We start from the raw sequence: 13,919 nt of genomic DNA, 5'->3' as shown, positions 1-13,919 counted from the left end.
CACGACCTGAACAAGGAATCCTCACATGGCAATGGACGCCCACGACATCGAACGGCTGATCAAGGAAGGCATTCCGGACGCCAAGGTGACGATTCGCGACCTGGCCGGCGACGGCGACCATTATGCGGCTGAGGTTGTGGCCGAAAGCTTTCGCGGCAAAAGCCGCGTCCAGCAGCACCAGATGGTCTATGACGCGCTGAAGGGCAACATGGGCGGCGTACTGCACGCGCTTGCCCTGCAGACCAGCGTGCCGGACTGAGCTCTCTTGCAGTTACCGGCTCGCAAGCTTCTTACCGGTCACGGCAATGATCGGCCCCGCCGGATACTTTCCACCCACAATCATCCGCTCGCCGTTCGACAGCGCCGAAACGACCCCGTCGAAGAAAAGCGCGTTGGGACAATCGAGCGCATCCCGGAATAGCCGCGCGAAGCTGCCGAGGCTGACCTCAGAGCGCGAGATCGCCAGCACGACAGTGTTTTCGTCACGCACGCCGACGCCGTTGCGGATATAGCGCGATGTGCCGTTCTGCTCGAAGCGGGGATGAAGCCGGCCGTCGATCACCAGCATCGGGCCGGATTGCGTGGCAAACATCACGTCCAGTCTGGTCGCAGCATAGGCGCTTGTCTCCATGACCGCCGCCTTGCCGTCCTTGCGGACCAGGAAGACGCCGTTCGGTTTCAGGAAGAAATTGCCTTCGCTGTCGGCGACGTTGATCGGCGCCTTCTCCCGGCCGTCTTCGACGAGAAGGCCGACTGGGGTCAGGTCTTGGTGATACATGCCGGCATTCATCGCGAGCAGCACCGGCCGGCCCTGATCCGCCATCGCCTTGTCGAATTTGTCCAGTGAACCGAAAGCCTTGCCGTCAAGGCCTGCGTGGAACACACCGATGTCATAGTGGCGCAGATCGATCTCGCAGACGACATACGCGACCGCCTCGAAGCTCGCGTCGCGGCACGGCGCTGGCAATTCACCGCCGACGACGAGGGGTAGTTGTCTCGGCGACCTGGCCCACCAGATCAAGGCCAGTGCGGCGAGCAGAACGGCGAGGAGGAACCCGGCGAGATATCGTCTTTTCATCGCGCCTCGGGAAAGATGGTGGCCAACGGCTTGGCACAAGATCAGACGTTCCTTTGCGCCATTTGCATGGCAAGGCGGCAAACATCTTGTTTCGCGCAACCCATGGGTTTATTTGAAGGGTAATGTTCGAGCCTGACTCCCACAGGCATGAAAGGGTATTCCATGAGCGGCATCAACGACTACATCGACAATGAAGTGAAGGGCAACGACGTCGTTCTCTTCATGAAGGGCACGCCCGGCTTCCCGCAATGCGGATTTTCCGGCCAGGTCGTGCAGATCCTCGACTATATCGGCGCCGACTATAAGGGCGTCGACGTGCTGACGTCGGCCGAACTGCGGCAAGGCATCAAGGACTATTCAAACTGGCCGACCATCCCGCAGCTCTACGTCAAGGGCGAGTTCGTCGGCGGCTGCGACATCATCCGCGAGATGTTCCAGGCGGGCGAATTGCAGACCTTCCTCGTCGAAAAGGGCGTCAGCGTCAAAGGCGCCGCCTGACTTCTGTTTCTGCGTATGACCTTCCGCCTGCGATTTTCGGGGGTCATGCGCTAAGCGCCGGGGCAGCCCCCACCTTGGCAAAAAGTTCTGCCCATTATCGGGCAATCAACGAATGGATGCGTCGGCCAGCCGGCGCATTTTCGTTTGAGGATCGGACTGGCCGTGGATCAGCAAGCACAAGCGCAGCAAAAGGCAAGCACCTTGCCTATTCCGCGCTGGGAATTCATTGCGCTGTGCGCGGCGCTGATGGCGCTCAATTCGCTGGCCATCGACATTATTTTGCCGGCGCTGCAGCAGATCGGCGCTTCGCTTGGCATCGAAAATGAAAACCACCGGCAATATGTTGTCACCGCCTATATCCTTGGCTTTGGCGGCGGACAGCTGTTCTTCGGGCCGATCTCGGACCGCTTCGGGCGCCGCGCGCCGCTTGTCGCAGGGCTGGTGATCTACGTCCTGGCGGCCGGCGCTGCGGCAATCGCCCCGTCATTCACCACGCTTCTGCTATGCCGGGCCGTGCAAGGCATCGGTGCGGCGGCGACGCGCGTCATTGCCGTCTCGATCGTGCGCGATACGTTCGACGGAAGGCGCATGGCCGAAGTCATGTCCTTGATCTTCATGGTGTTCATGGCCATTCCGGTGGTGGCGCCCGGTATCGGCCAGTTCATCATGCTGTTTGCGACCTGGCATGTGATCTTCGTCACCATGGCAGCCGGCGCGCTGATCGTGTCCGCCTGGTCGCTGCTGCGCCTGCCCGAGACACTACACCCCGAATATCGCCGGCCGCTGACGCTGTCCTCCATCATCGGCGGCTTCCGCATCGTTCTCACCAACCGCATCGCGCTCTGCTACGCCTTCGCCAGCACCTTCATCTTCGGCGCCATGTTCGGCTTCATCGCCTCAGCCCAGCAGATCTATGTCAGCGTGTTCAATGTCGGCGAGATGTTCCCCGTCATCTTCGCGGGGGTTGCCGGCGTGCTTGCTTTTTCGAACTACCTCAACTCGTGCCTCGTCGGCCGTATCGGCATGCGCCGCCTGTCGCAAAGCGCGCTGCTGCTGTTTCTGGCAATCAGCCTTGCCTGGCTGGTCGTTTCCATCGAAATGAAGATGCCGCTCTGGCTCTTCATTACCTTCTTTGCCTGCGCCATGGTCCCGTTCGGCGCGCTCGGCGCGAACTTCAACGCGCTCGCTATGGAGCCGCTGGGGCACCTGGCCGGCACTGCGTCGTCGATCCTTGGGTTCATGCAGACATTTCTTGGCGGCATTCTCGGCACGCTGATCGGCCAAGCCTTCAACGGCACGGTGACGCCGCTGGCCGCCGGGTTCTGCAGCGTGTCGGTGGCGGCGCTGCTGATGATCCTGCTGGCCGAGCGCGGCAGACTGTTCCAGCCGCATAACCCGCCGGTCTAATGCCCATTGCGCGTGCGCCTAGGATGCACCCTCACTGACCGCGGTGAAGCGAGGGAACAGCGTACGTCCTGCGATTGCTCCACCCATGCTGTCCGAAACGGGCAGTGGAAGAGCCTTGTCGAGCGCCTCGAGGACGGAAGCCACGAAGGCCCGGTTGAGCGGACCATCGTCCCCTAGATGGGAGAAAGTGGCGCGCGGCTTGCCAATAAGCGTGCCGTTTCGGCGAATTGAGAACTGCAGCGTCAGGGTCATGCCCGCGCTTCCGCGCGGCGGCTTCCAACAGGCGAAGATCGCGGAGAACATCTCGTCTATGGTGTCGACGGAGTCGGGACTGCGACATGCGCGTTCCCCAGCTCTTGCTTCATTGACACCGGCAACCAAGGCAAGGGCAAAGGCCGTTGCAACAATTGCGGACCGAGGTTTCATTCGAGATCTCCGGTTTCGCACAAGATTGGACAACTTTGGCAGCGAAGAGTTATTCCGCCCAGAGCTCGCGGCGCAGCTCCCGCCAGCTCTCCCGGTCCGGCGCGACCAGCAGGCCACCTCCGACATGCGACGGCAGATAGGCGCTGCCGTCGAAGCGCGCGGCATGGCCGCCCGCCTCCGCATGGATCAGCACGCCGGCCAGGTGGTCCCAAGGCATCAGCTTGTTGTAGACGACGAAATGGCCGTGGCCGCTGGCCAGCAGGCGGTATTCGTGGGCGGCGCAGCGATAGTTGAACTGCGATAGCGACTTGGTCTGGTTGCGCGCCAAACGTGAGCGGTCCGGCTCGGGCACATAGTGCCATGAGACCGCACCGGTCATTTCCGACATCGGCGCCGGTTTGGCGACATGGACCTTTTCCAGATTGCCATGGGCATGGCGGATATGGCTGCCGGCGCCACTAACGCCGATCAGCCAATCCTTGCCGACGGGATCGTGAATGATGCCGGCGACCGTCTCGCCCTTGATCACGACGCCAAGCATGACGCCGAACAGCGGCACGCCGGAGGCGAAGTTGAAGGTGCCGTCGACCGGGTCGATGACGAAGGCGAGTTCGGCGTCGCCGAGACCGTCGAGCAGCGTCGGGTCGTCTGAGCACTCGCCGACGATCATTGCGTGGGGATAACGCTGGCGCAGCCTGGCGGTGATGAGCCGTTCGGCATTGACGTCGGCCTCGGTGACGAGATCGGCGGCCGAGGTCTTGCGACGGACGTCGCCCTCGCTCAACCGGCGAAAGCGCGGCATGATCTCGGCGACGGCGGCTTCCGACAGAAGGTCGGCAAGCCAGTCGATCGCGCTGTCGTCAAATGTCATCGGGACGCCTGGTGGTGAGGGTTTCATTGAGGGCGGCGAAATCGAACAGTTTCCTGTCGAGCAGATGCGAACGCCGCACATTGGTCATGGCGCGGATCATCGTGTCCTTGCGGCCGGGCATGCGCTTCTCGATGTCGTCGAGCATCGCCTTCATGGCGTTGCGCTGCAGGCCTTCCTGGCTACCGCACAGATCACACGGAATGATCGGGAATTTCATGGCGCCAGCGAATTTCTCGAGATCGGCTTCCGCACAATAGGCGAGCGGCCGCAGCACCATGACATCGCCTTCGTCATTGAGCAGCTTCGGCGGCATGGCGGCCAAGCGCCCGCCATGGAACAGGTTCATGAAGAAGGTTTCCAGTATGTCCTCGCGGTGGTGGCCGAGCACCAGCGCCGAGCAGCCCTCCTCGCGGGCAATGCGATAGAGATGGCCGCGCCGCAGCCGCGAGCACAGCGAGCAATAGGTGCTGCCCTCGGCCAGCTTGTCGGTGACCACCGAATAAGTGTCCTGATATTCGATGCGATGCGGAATGGCATAGCTGTCGAGATAATCGGGCAATATGTGCTTGGGAAAGTTCGGCTGGCCCTGGTCGAGATTGCAGGCCAACAGCTCGACCGGCAGCAGCCCGCGCCATTTGAGATCAAGCAGCACGGCGAGCAGGCCGTAGGAATCCTTGCCGCCCGACAGAGCGATCAGCCAACGGTCGCCGGGTCTCACCATGGCGAAATCGTCGATCGCCTGGCGGGCAAGCCGCAACAGCCGCTTGCGCAGCTTGTTGAACTCGACGGAGGACGGCACATCGGCAAACAGAGGATGAAAGCCGCCTTCGGCGTCGGCGATCGGGTCAAGCGTTTTGGCGTCTGGCTGCATGTTCACGGCGCGTCGGCCCTAAAGTCCTGTTGCCGCCCGCAGTAGCGCATCGGATCGAAAATCGAAATCGATTTCCGAATCACGTCCCGGAAAAGGACGAAGAAAGAAAAGGCCGCCTGGACGGGCGGCCTTCGGTTGTGTCGTGACGAACGCGCCGATCAGCGCGAATAGAACTCGACAACCAGGTTCGGTTCCATCTGCACGGCAAACGGAACGTCCGCCAGGCCGGGGATGCGCGTGAAAGCCGCGGTCATCTTGTTGTGATCGGCCTCGATATAATCGGGCACGTCGCGCTCGGCCAGGCCCACCGATTCCAGCACGATGACCAGCTGCTTCGACTTCTCGCGCACTTCGATGACATCGCCCGGCTTGCAGCGGTACGAGCCGATGTTGACGCGCTTGCCGTTGACGTTGATGTGGCCGTGATTGACGAACTGGCGCGCCGCAAAGATGGTCGGCACGAATTTGGCGCGGTAGACGACCGCGTCGAGGCGCGATTCGAGCAGGCCGATCAGGTTCTCCGAGGTGTCGCCCTTGCGGCGGTCCGCCTCTTCATAGACCTTGCGGAACTGCTTTTCCGAAACGTCGCCATAGTGGCCCTTCAGCTTCTGCTTGGCGCGCAGCTGCAGGCCGAAATCGGAAAGCTTGCCCTTGCGGCGCTGGCCATGCTGGCCGGGGCCGTATTCACGCTTGTTGACCGGGGACTTCGGGCGGCCCCAGATGTTTTCGCCAAGACGGCGGTCGATCTTGTACTTCGCGGATTCGCGCTTGCTCATCGCATTCCCTTTCAAAACAACACACCCGGGACCTCATGGTCCGCGTGAAGGAAACGCGCCCTCCTCTGGCCTCCGTTTTCGAGACCTGACAGGGTTTTCCACGCAACGCGACGGAAAACCCACGGGACACGTCATTTCAAACAAGACATAGGGAAAGTAAAACCGGCTTCCCAAACGTCTTGCACACATAAAGAAAACCACCGGGCATTGCGGCCCGGTGTTGGTGGGCTGGTTAAACGGAGATTTAACCGCTGTCAAGCTTCTGGCTGGCGCGAATCGCCGAACCGGATAGTGTTACGGTTGTAGAACGTGCCGGATGTGGCGGGAGGTTGCGCCAGCGGCATCAGGAAGGGACTGAACTCAGAGGAGCTGGAATTCGCATGAAGAAGTTCTTCCTTACGTTGGTAGGCGCCGCGGTGATGGCCGGCACGATGGCGGTCGCGCCCGAGCCGGCGCAGGCCCGGCATTGGCACGGGCATAGGCATCACCAGGTCTGCCGCATCGTGGTCAAGAAGAAGGTGGTGTGGCGCCACGGTCATCGCAAGGTGATCCGCTACAAAGTGCGGCGCTGCGGGTGGGGCTGGAACTGGTAATTTTCGCCCTCGCCCGCTGAGACTTCATGGCCCGCGGTTCAGCCGCGGGCCTTTTATTGACCGGCATCCGCCGTCAGAATGGCCAGTCGATCAGTGTTTCGACTTCTTTTCCGGCAGGCCCTTGCGCTTGGTCTCGGCGAATTCCTCGAGCTGTTTTTCGCTCATGGATTTATACATTCCCTTCGACGCGCCTTTGAGCGCGCCCTTCTTGGTCTCGCCGCGCTTGGCTGACAATGCCGCGCCGGCCGCTTTCTGCTGGGCTTTTGAGGTGGCTGGCATGATGGTTTCTCCCGTTTCCGATGAGAGGAAAACGCATTGTCTGGTGTGATGTTCCCAAAGCGAAAATTGCTTGCGGTCAGGATATCGTCAGGCCAAATCCCTGCATCAGCCGGCGCGTCGGAAAATCGGCGCTGTTCGAGGTGAAGAACGCGAGGTCGGCGCCTTCCGGCAGTGCCTCTCTGCGATAAGCGGCCTCGGTATCGGCAAGCAGCGACAGCGCGCGGCGTGCGATCGCCTCGGCCGGGTCGAGCCAGTCGACCGGCCAAGGTGCTGTCTTGCGCATGCGGTTGGCCAAAAAAGGATAATGGGTGCAGGCAAGCACGACGATGTCGGTGCGCAGCCCGTCATGCTCGACGAAGCACGGCGCGATCTCTGCGCGCACGGCGTCCTCGTCGACAAAACCATCGCGCATATAGGCTTCGGCCAATCCCGCCAGCCTGTCGCTGCCGACCAGGCGGACATGGCATTTCTGCGCCCATTTGCTGATCAGATCGCGCGTGTACTGGCGCTTGACGGTGCCGGGCGTCGCCAGCACCGAAACCAGACCTGAGCGCGTGCGTTCCGCCGCCGGCTTGATGGCCGGCACGGTGCCGACGAAAGGGCGGCCGGGAAACCTCTCGCGCAAGGCATCGATGACCAGTGTCGAGGCGGTGTTGCAGGCGATGACCGAAATGGCCGGCGAAAACCGGTCGAGCAGCCTGGCGAACAACTCCAGGATATGTGTTCTCAGCGCCGGCTCCTCCCAGCCGCCGAAGGGGAACCCCGCGTCGTCGGCGACATAGACGAAGCGGCGGTCAGGCATCAGCACGCGCGCCTCACGCAGCACGGTGAGGCCGCCAATGCCGGAATCGAACATCAGGATCGGACGGGCGCTCGATGGATCGGTCATTGTCATTGAGTCACTAAGGGCTGGGAGTCACTAAGGGCTGGGAATCACAAACGAGATCACGAGGGAAGGCCCGGCCCATGCTTTCTGCTTCGGCCAATGATGGTTTATCCCGGCCGCTTCTATCTGGAACCATCATGGCCTTGATGCGGCGAGACGGTCACACAAGGCCGCGCTTGCCGAAGCTGCCGGGCCGCGGCCGGCCGTTCGCCGGAGATGCAGGTTGAGATGCAGGGTGGTTCGACGGCACCGGCGCGGCCCGCGTGGCGTAGGCTGGAGCCAGGGCCGTCGCGCCGGCGGCTGACGCTGAATGGAGCGCGGCGGCGCCGCGCAGCGGCCCGGGCGGGTCGAAATCGTCGAAACTCAGGGATGACGCCATATCCGCAGAGCCACCGCCCGCCGGCTTGCCCGCCAAGATGACGGCCCACAGCCCGACAAGAGCTAATCCCAACAGGTTAAGGCCGGAATGCGAAGCTTCGCCGTCGAATTTCACGACAAGAACAGTGCCGGCCTGCAGGATCGCGAACAGCGTCGAGAACACGATATACGACCAAAGGATCCAACCCGACCCTTGCGCGTCGCGGCTTCGACGCCAGGCGAAATTCGCGCGGAACAGAACGATCACCAGCGAGGTAACGAGAACAGCCGCGGCCAGCCCTTCCCTGGAAGGACCGGGTTTCGAATTGGCCAAACCCTCGAAGCCGACGGTCCCCACGACGCACAGCACAAAGGTCACGATTTCCGCAACCAGCAAGGCCGCGGAATAGAAGAAAAAGCGAAGACGCCCGATATTTGAATTGAACATCGAAAGGACCCATCGTTTTCCAGACAATGGATCACACCAAATAACATTCGGTTACTGGTGAGGTATGGGCAGTTCCGAGGCTAGTCTTTGTCTTTCGCCCTCGCAGCGCGTGCCGCGGCCGCCGGGAGCCGCCTTGGATCGTCGCCGGGCGATCCGTCGCCGCGCGGCATGGCCGGCGAGAACCTGTCCAGCGATGATATTATGCCGCGCAGCACCTTGAGCTCCGGCTCGGCAAAGCCGGCGCGAGTCAGCACTGCACGCAAATTGTCGACCATCTTCGGTTTCTTCGCTGCCGGGCGGAAATAGCCGCGCGCCTCCAGTGCACCTTCCAGATACGCAAACAGGCCGTGCAATTCTTCCTTGGCAGCCGGTGGCATTTCGGGGCCGGAGAAGTTGGTCCTGGTCTCGTCTTCCAGGCCGGACTTCATCCATTCATAGGACATCAGCAGGGCCGCCTGGGCGATGTTGAGCGAGGAGAAGGCTGGATCGACGGGGAAGGTGACGATCTCGTCGGCAAGGCCGACCTCGTCATTATAGAGGCCGAAGCGCTCGCGGCCGAACAGGATGCCGGTGCGCTGGCCGGCCCGCTGCCGCGCGCGCAGCGCCCTGCCCGCCTCGACCGGACCGCGCACCGGCTTGAAATTGTCGCGCGCGCGCGCCGTGGTGGCGAAGACGAAGTTCAGATCGGCGACTGCCGAGGCGAGGTCATCGAACACCGTGACGGCATCGATGACGTGGTCGGCGCGGCTTGCGGCGGCACGCGCCTTCTCGCTCGGCCAGCCGTCGCGCGGATTGACGAGCCGCAGCTCGGTAAGGCCGAAATTGGCCATGGCGCGCGCAACCATGCCGATATTCTCGCCGAGCTGCGGCTCGACCAGGATGATCGCCGGTCCGGACGCTGGAGTTCCGGAGGCAAGAGGGGTGGCGGGATCCTGGGTAGCGGCCATGGTTGTCAGTGAACTGCTGTTTGCGGCATTTCGCAGTCCCCTGCCACATTTGGCGGCGAAAATGAAGCTTTCGCAAGGAATGCCGACACTACGGCGCGGTTCGCCGTTTGCGCGGCCAAAAAGCCTTTGATATACGGGCCGCATCCCAGGGCCGGCAGCCGTGCGGGCAAGGCCGTTCCGTTCCCCAAAAGCGAGGCATTCTTTCCATGGCGAAGATCAAGGTGGCGAACCCGGTCGTCGAACTCGACGGCGACGAGATGACCCGCATCATCTGGCAGTTCATCAAGGACAAGCTGATCCACCCTTATCTCGACCTCAAGCTCGAATATTACGACCTCGGCATCGAGCACCGCGACGCCACCAACGACCAGGTGACCATCGATTCCGCCAACGCCATCAAGAAATACGGCGTCGGCGTGAAATGCGCGACGATCACGCCCGACGAGCAGCGCGTCGAGGAATTCAAGCTGAAGAAGATGTGGAAGTCGCCGAACGGCACCATCCGCAACATCCTCGGCGGCACCATCTTTCGCGAGCCGATCATCATGAAGAACGTGCCGCGGCTGGTGCCCGGCTGGACCAAGCCGATCATCGTCGGCCGCCACGCCTTCGGCGACCAGTACCGCGCCACCGACTTCCGCTTCCCCGGCAAGGGCAAGCTGACGATCAAATTCGTCGGCGAGGACGGCCAGATGATCGAGCACGACGTCTTCGACGCACCCGGTGCCGGCGTCGCCATGGCCATGTACAATCTCGACGAATCGATCCGCGAATTCGCCCGCGCCTCCCTGAACTACGGCCTGCTGCGTAATTACCCCGTCTACCTCTCGACCAAGAACACGATCCTCAAAGCCTATGACGGCCGCTTCAAGGACATCTTCCAGGAGGTCTACGAGGCGGAGTTCGAAGCAGAATTCAAAGCGAAGAAACTCTGGTACGAGCACCGGCTGATCGACGACATGGTGGCCTCGAGCCTGAAATGGTCGGGTGGCTATGTCTGGGCCTGCAAGAATTATGACGGCGACGTGCAGTCCGACACGGTGGCGCAAGGCTTCGGCTCGCTCGGCCTGATGACCTCGGTGCTGATGACGCCGGACGGCAAGACCGTCGAGGCGGAAGCCGCGCACGGCACCGTCACCCGCCACTATCGCCAGCACCAGAAGGGCGAGGAGACCTCGACCAATTCGATCGCCTCGATCTTTGCCTGGACGCGCGGCCTCGCGCACCGCGCCAAGCTCGACGACAATGCCGAACTGAAGCGCTTTGCCGAGACCCTGGAAAGGGTCTGCATCCAGACGGTCGAGTCCGGCTTCATGACCAAGGACCTGTCGCTGCTGATCGGCCCCGACCAGCCATGGCTTTCGACCACCGGCTTCCTCGACAAGATCGACGAGAATTTGCAGAAAGCGATGGCCTGAGCCCAACCGGCATGGGCAAGCCCGTCGTCTACGGCGCGGATTACAGCGTCTATGTGCGCATCGTGCGGCTGGTGCTGGAGGAAAAGGGTGTCGGCTACGAGCTCGTGCCCGTCGACGTCTTTGCCGCGGACGGCATTCCCGGCTGGTACTTCGAGCACCAGCCGTTCGGCCGCATCCCGACCTTCGAGCATGACGGCTTTCGCCTCTACGAGACTGGCGCGATTGCCCGTTATGTCGACGAAGCCTTTGACGGCCCGGCGCTGCAACCGGTCGAAGCCCGGCCTCGAGCACGCCTGAACCAGATCACCGGCCTGCTCGACGCCTACGCCTACAGGACCATGGTCTGGGATGTCGCTGTCGAGCGGCTGGAAAAAACGCCGCCCGACGAAGCCGTGATCGCCAACGGGTTGCGGCAGGCGAGAACGGCATTGCAGGCGCTCTCTTCGCTGAAAGCCGAAGGGCCTTGGCTGTTGGGGACGGACCTGACGCTGGCCGACCTGCACGCCGCACCGATCATCGGCTATTTCGTCAAGGTCGCCGAGGGACAAGCCCTGCTGGCCGAGTTTGCCGAGATTCGGGATTGGTATGCGCGCATCACTCAACGCGCGAGTTTTGCGAAAACCGAAAAGGCAGGGTGACAAAGATACGAGAGGCCGAGGGACAGCACCCCCCTCTGTCCTGCCGGACATCTCCCCCTCAAGGGGGGAGATTGGCAGGTTCATTGCCCCGCTTTTCTTCAATCATTGACAAGTGGCGAAGGCAATCGTGACATCCAATCTCCCCCCTTGAGGGGGAGATGTCCGGCAGGACAGAGGGGGGTACTGTCCCATAAGCGCTAACTTAGGGCATGGCAGCTATCCTTGCTGCGGCGGATTGGTTTTTGCGCCGTCTTGGTGGGTCGCAGACGTGACGAATGATTTCGGTGACGCGGGTGAGGATTTTTCCCGGCCGCATCACCCTCAGTATGGCGTTGAGGATTTCAGAACGCAGGAGACTATGCAGCCTCCAAAGGGACAGCGATTGCGCCGTGCGTGGTTTGGTCTTCACAGGGGGGAGAGTCGAGAACGTCGGTGACGGCCTCGTCGATCATCAGGGCCAGGATCAGGTGGGCCGTCAGCCAGCTTCGGGCGAGCCGCTCATCTCGCGCGGGAAGCTTATGGATGCCCATTCCGCTCTTGAGCCGCTTGAAGGCGAGTTCGACCTGCCAGCGCAGCCGATAGGTCTGCAGAACCTCGTCGGCCGTCAATTCATCGGCCGGGACCGAGGTCAGCAGCATGACGAAGCCTGCGGCAATGAGGGTCATCGGCTGCAGCCTGTTGCTGCAGCGGCGCTGATTGCCCCGCTTTGCCGCCTTCTGGGCCTTTTGCGTGGCCTTCTCATCCTTGCGCTTGACGATGAGCCTTGTCGGCAAGGGCGGCTTGCCTCGGCCCTTGCGACCCGAATGCTCCACGAGCACGTTCATCTCGCAAACCTCACCGGGCTGCATAGGCTCATAGATGGCGTTCCAGTCGACCCGTTGCCCGTCGGGCGTGGTCAGCCGAACACTGGTCCAGCCCGTGCGCACAATAAAGTCGGCACCCGCCGCTGCCACCTTTTCAAGGGACGGGGCACGGGCGTAGGCGCGATCGCCAACAACAATGTCGCCTTGGCGTAGCGGAACACGCAAGAAGCTTTCACCGCCGCGCACGTCGCTGATCTCCAGATGCGTGAAGCGCGCGAGCGCGGGTTCGTAGGTGGCATGCAGCCGCCAGTCCGTGCCGGCACTGCCGGGGCGCGAGATCGAACTGCCGTCGACAACGCGCAGCCGACGCCCCGTCGGCGCGGCGCTTTTGGCGCAAGCGTTTTGGAGCAAGGCGCCGGCAATGTCGCCAAGCCAATCGGCCGCTCCGCGCAAGCGCTTCAAAAGAGCAACATCCGAAAGGCTCGCAACGTCATTCACCCCGGCCCAGGCGGCAGCCGAGCGCAGGCTCATCGCGCCGGGGCCATAAGCCAACGCCAGGCGCAGCAATGTCGCTGCGTCCGCAACATTGCGACGACGCACCAGCGCTCCCGTCGCCCGCGCCGTCGCCTCAAGGTCAAGCGATTGCGACAGCCTCGATATCAGAGCCTGCCAGTCGGTTTCGATCGAATCATTCGTTCCCATCTGGCCGAGGAATCACATCTCGATTCCACCAGTCCACATCTAAGTTAGCGCCTATGGGGTACTGTCCCGCCGAGGCTGGCGACAAATTCTCCCAGATCCTTGCCTTCTCCGCCTCGCAAGCCGCTCAATCGGGAAGGTAGATCTCCGCCTTCATGAAGGTCTTCGCACGGCCTGTGATCAGCACGCGATCTCCGGCCAGTTTGCAGAGCAAATGCCCGCCGCGCTGCGAGCATTGGAATGCCGACAGATGCGTCTTGCCGAGTTTTTCAGACCAATAAGGCACCAGCGTAGCATGAATGGAGCCGGTTACCGGATCCTCGGGAATGCCCGCCCCGGGCACAAAGTAACGGGAGACGAAATCGTGGGCTCGCCCAGGCGCGGTAATAACCAGGCCGAGAGGATGAAAACGTCCGATCCTGAGCAGATCGGGAACGAAAGATCGCACGGTTGTCTCGTCGGCAAGCTCGACAAACAGGTTCTCGAAATTGCGGAAGCTCGCAACCGGCCGCTGAGGCAATATCGCTTGCAGCGCCGAGTTCAGCTCCTCCTCGACGGGCTGCGGCGGAAAACAAGGCAGATCGAGCTGATAGCCCCCTGCCCACCGGGAAACCCGCAGCTCGCCGACCCGGGTGGCGAAGGCCATTTCGCCCTGACCATTGTATTCCGTAGCCAGCACATGGGCGGCCGCAAGAGTGGCGTGGCCGCAGAAGTCGACTTCGTGGACCGGCGTGAACCAGCGCAAATCCCAACCTTTGCCATTCGGCCGCACAAACGCGGTTTCAGCAAGATTGTTTTCGTTGGCGATGGCCTGCATTACCTGCTCCGACAGCCATTCCTCTAAAAGGAGAACGGCGGCAGGGTTACCCTGGAAGGCCCGTTCGGCAAAGGCATCGACCTGATACATCGTCAGCGTCGGCATAT

General features: G+C 62.1%; 17 protein-coding genes. 6 read left to right on the top strand and 11 right to left on the bottom strand.

Annotation, left to right across the window (positions count from 1 at the left end; genetic code table 11):
• The first annotated feature begins 25 nt into the window (after positions 1 to 25).
• Entirely contained in the window at positions 26 to 259 is a 234-nt protein-coding gene (locus X773_RS44115; protein WP_023674714.1) for a BolA family transcriptional regulator, read from the top strand.
• A gap of 12 nt (positions 260 to 271) precedes the next feature.
• Here X773_RS44115 and X773_RS44110 read toward each other — a convergent pair whose 3' ends face one another.
• Positions 272 to 1,078: a phosphodiester glycosidase family protein gene (locus X773_RS44110; RefSeq protein WP_023674713.1), complete on the bottom strand. Its 807-nt coding sequence runs from the start codon at positions 1,076 to 1,078 to the stop codon at positions 272 to 274.
• A 162-nt stretch (positions 1,079 to 1,240) separates the two neighbouring features.
• On the opposite strand from X773_RS44110, the gene grxD reads away from it, so the two are divergent.
• A complete protein-coding gene (gene grxD / locus X773_RS44105) occupies positions 1,241 to 1,576 on the top strand; it encodes a Grx4 family monothiol glutaredoxin (RefSeq protein WP_023674712.1) in 336 nt (111 codons plus the stop codon).
• Positions 1,577 to 1,738: 162 nt separating this feature from the next.
• Positions 1,739 to 2,983: a multidrug effflux MFS transporter gene (locus X773_RS44100; protein ID WP_023674711.1), complete on the top strand. Its 1,245-nt coding sequence runs from the start codon at positions 1,739 to 1,741 to the stop codon at positions 2,981 to 2,983.
• An 18-nt stretch (positions 2,984 to 3,001) separates the two neighbouring features.
• Here X773_RS44100 and X773_RS44095 read toward each other — a convergent pair whose 3' ends face one another.
• The 4 genes from X773_RS44095 to rpsD form a co-directional block, all read right to left on the bottom strand.
• The gene (locus X773_RS44095; protein WP_023674710.1) at positions 3,002 to 3,409 is read right to left on the bottom strand and encodes a hypothetical protein; all 408 of its coding nucleotides are present in this window, start codon (positions 3,407 to 3,409) and stop codon (positions 3,002 to 3,004) included.
• 49 nt (positions 3,410 to 3,458) lie between these two features.
• Positions 3,459 to 4,280 carry an inositol monophosphatase gene (locus X773_RS44090; protein ID WP_023674709.1) on the bottom strand — a complete coding sequence of 274 codons (822 nt, stop codon included), beginning with the start codon at positions 4,278 to 4,280 and terminating at the stop codon, positions 3,459 to 3,461.
• Positions 4,270 to 5,157 carry a tRNA 2-thiocytidine(32) synthetase TtcA gene (gene ttcA / locus X773_RS44085; RefSeq protein ID WP_023674708.1) on the bottom strand — a complete coding sequence of 296 codons (888 nt, stop codon included), beginning with the start codon at positions 5,155 to 5,157 and terminating at the stop codon, positions 4,270 to 4,272. The genes X773_RS44090 and ttcA overlap by 11 nt, the downstream gene beginning before the upstream one ends.
• Before the next feature lie 152 nt (positions 5,158 to 5,309).
• Complete coding sequence (gene rpsD / locus X773_RS44080) at positions 5,310 to 5,927, bottom strand: 30S ribosomal protein S4 (RefSeq protein ID WP_023674707.1); 618 nt, start codon at positions 5,925 to 5,927, stop codon at positions 5,310 to 5,312.
• 380 nt (positions 5,928 to 6,307) lie between these two features.
• Between rpsD and X773_RS44075 the strand changes: the two genes are divergently transcribed.
• A complete protein-coding gene (locus X773_RS44075) occupies positions 6,308 to 6,520 on the top strand; it encodes a hypothetical protein (protein WP_023674706.1) in 213 nt (70 codons plus the stop codon).
• 90 nt (positions 6,521 to 6,610) lie between these two features.
• On the opposite strand, the gene X773_RS44070 is transcribed toward X773_RS44075, so the two are convergent.
• The 4 genes from X773_RS44070 to X773_RS44055 form a co-directional block, all read right to left on the bottom strand.
• Positions 6,611 to 6,799 (bottom strand): DUF3008 family protein, encoded by a 189-nt coding sequence (locus X773_RS44070; RefSeq protein ID WP_023674705.1) that lies wholly within the window; start codon positions 6,797 to 6,799, stop codon positions 6,611 to 6,613.
• Between the two features lie 76 nt (positions 6,800 to 6,875).
• Entirely contained in the window at positions 6,876 to 7,688 is an 813-nt protein-coding gene (gene murI / locus X773_RS44065) for a glutamate racemase (protein ID WP_023674704.1), read from the bottom strand.
• Between the two features lie 157 nt (positions 7,689 to 7,845).
• On the bottom strand, positions 7,846 to 8,490 hold the full coding sequence (locus X773_RS44060) for a hypothetical protein (protein ID WP_023674703.1): 645 nt from the start codon (positions 8,488 to 8,490) through the stop codon (positions 7,846 to 7,848).
• A gap of 80 nt (positions 8,491 to 8,570) precedes the next feature.
• On the bottom strand, positions 8,571 to 9,437 hold the full coding sequence (locus X773_RS44055; protein ID WP_023674702.1) for an RNA methyltransferase: 867 nt from the start codon (positions 9,435 to 9,437) through the stop codon (positions 8,571 to 8,573).
• Between the two features lie 206 nt (positions 9,438 to 9,643).
• Here X773_RS44055 and X773_RS44050 point away from each other — a divergent pair, with 206 nt between their 5' ends.
• Positions 9,644 to 10,855 carry an NADP-dependent isocitrate dehydrogenase gene (locus tag X773_RS44050; protein WP_023674701.1) on the top strand — a complete coding sequence of 404 codons (1,212 nt, stop codon included), beginning with the start codon at positions 9,644 to 9,646 and terminating at the stop codon, positions 10,853 to 10,855.
• 11 nt (positions 10,856 to 10,866) lie between these two features.
• A complete protein-coding gene (locus X773_RS44045; RefSeq protein WP_023674700.1) occupies positions 10,867 to 11,493 on the top strand; it encodes a glutathione S-transferase family protein in 627 nt (208 codons plus the stop codon).
• Positions 11,494 to 11,849: 356 nt separating this feature from the next.
• Here the strand turns inward: X773_RS44045 and X773_RS44040 are convergent, their stop codons facing one another.
• Together X773_RS44040 and X773_RS44035 are read right to left on the bottom strand one after the other, a co-directional pair.
• Positions 11,850 to 12,998 carry an IS4 family transposase gene (locus X773_RS44040; protein ID WP_023674699.1) on the bottom strand — a complete coding sequence of 383 codons (1,149 nt, stop codon included), beginning with the start codon at positions 12,996 to 12,998 and terminating at the stop codon, positions 11,850 to 11,852.
• A gap of 124 nt (positions 12,999 to 13,122) precedes the next feature.
• Positions 13,123 to 13,917, bottom strand: coding sequence for a PhzF family phenazine biosynthesis protein (locus tag X773_RS44035; protein ID WP_023674698.1), 795 nt, complete (start codon positions 13,915 to 13,917; stop codon positions 13,123 to 13,125).
• Between the last annotated feature and the right edge of the window lie 2 nt (positions 13,918 to 13,919).

The organism is Mesorhizobium sp. LSJC280B00 (assembly GCF_000502835.1).
GTDB lineage: Bacteria > Pseudomonadota > Alphaproteobacteria > Rhizobiales > Rhizobiaceae > Mesorhizobium.
This window is presented reverse-complemented; position numbering and strand designations above follow the sequence as displayed.

What these genes read in the sequence shown, in the direction of transcription:
- X773_RS44050 (WP_023674701.1), top strand. Translation starts at nt 9,644, where the DNA reads ATGGCGAAGATCAAGGTGGCGAACCCGGTCGTCGAACTCGACGGCGAC.
- X773_RS44055 (WP_023674702.1), bottom strand. Translation starts at nt 9,437, where the DNA reads ATGGCCGCTACCCAGGATCCCGCCACCCCTCTTGCCTCCGGAACTCCA.
- X773_RS44095 (WP_023674710.1), bottom strand. Translation starts at nt 3,409, where the DNA reads ATGAAACCTCGGTCCGCAATTGTTGCAACGGCCTTTGCCCTTGCCTTG.
- X773_RS44045 (WP_023674700.1), top strand. Translation starts at nt 10,867, where the DNA reads ATGGGCAAGCCCGTCGTCTACGGCGCGGATTACAGCGTCTATGTGCGC.
- X773_RS44075 (WP_023674706.1), top strand. Translation starts at nt 6,308, where the DNA reads ATGAAGAAGTTCTTCCTTACGTTGGTAGGCGCCGCGGTGATGGCCGGC.
- X773_RS44035 (WP_023674698.1), bottom strand. Translation starts at nt 13,917, where the DNA reads ATGCCGACGCTGACGATGTATCAGGTCGATGCCTTTGCCGAACGGGCC.
- X773_RS44115 (WP_023674714.1), top strand. Translation starts at nt 26, where the DNA reads ATGGCAATGGACGCCCACGACATCGAACGGCTGATCAAGGAAGGCATT.
- X773_RS44090 (WP_023674709.1), bottom strand. Translation starts at nt 4,280, where the DNA reads ATGACATTTGACGACAGCGCGATCGACTGGCTTGCCGACCTTCTGTCG.
- X773_RS44070 (WP_023674705.1), bottom strand. Translation starts at nt 6,799, where the DNA reads ATGCCAGCCACCTCAAAAGCCCAGCAGAAAGCGGCCGGCGCGGCATTG.
- X773_RS44040 (WP_023674699.1), bottom strand. Translation starts at nt 12,998, where the DNA reads ATGGGAACGAATGATTCGATCGAAACCGACTGGCAGGCTCTGATATCG.
- X773_RS44110 (WP_023674713.1), bottom strand. Translation starts at nt 1,078, where the DNA reads ATGAAAAGACGATATCTCGCCGGGTTCCTCCTCGCCGTTCTGCTCGCC.
- murI (WP_023674704.1), bottom strand. Translation starts at nt 7,688, where the DNA reads ATGACCGATCCATCGAGCGCCCGTCCGATCCTGATGTTCGATTCCGGC.
- rpsD (WP_023674707.1), bottom strand. Translation starts at nt 5,927, where the DNA reads ATGAGCAAGCGCGAATCCGCGAAGTACAAGATCGACCGCCGTCTTGGC.
- grxD (WP_023674712.1), top strand. Translation starts at nt 1,241, where the DNA reads ATGAGCGGCATCAACGACTACATCGACAATGAAGTGAAGGGCAACGAC.
- X773_RS44060 (WP_023674703.1), bottom strand. Translation starts at nt 8,490, where the DNA reads ATGTTCAATTCAAATATCGGGCGTCTTCGCTTTTTCTTCTATTCCGCG.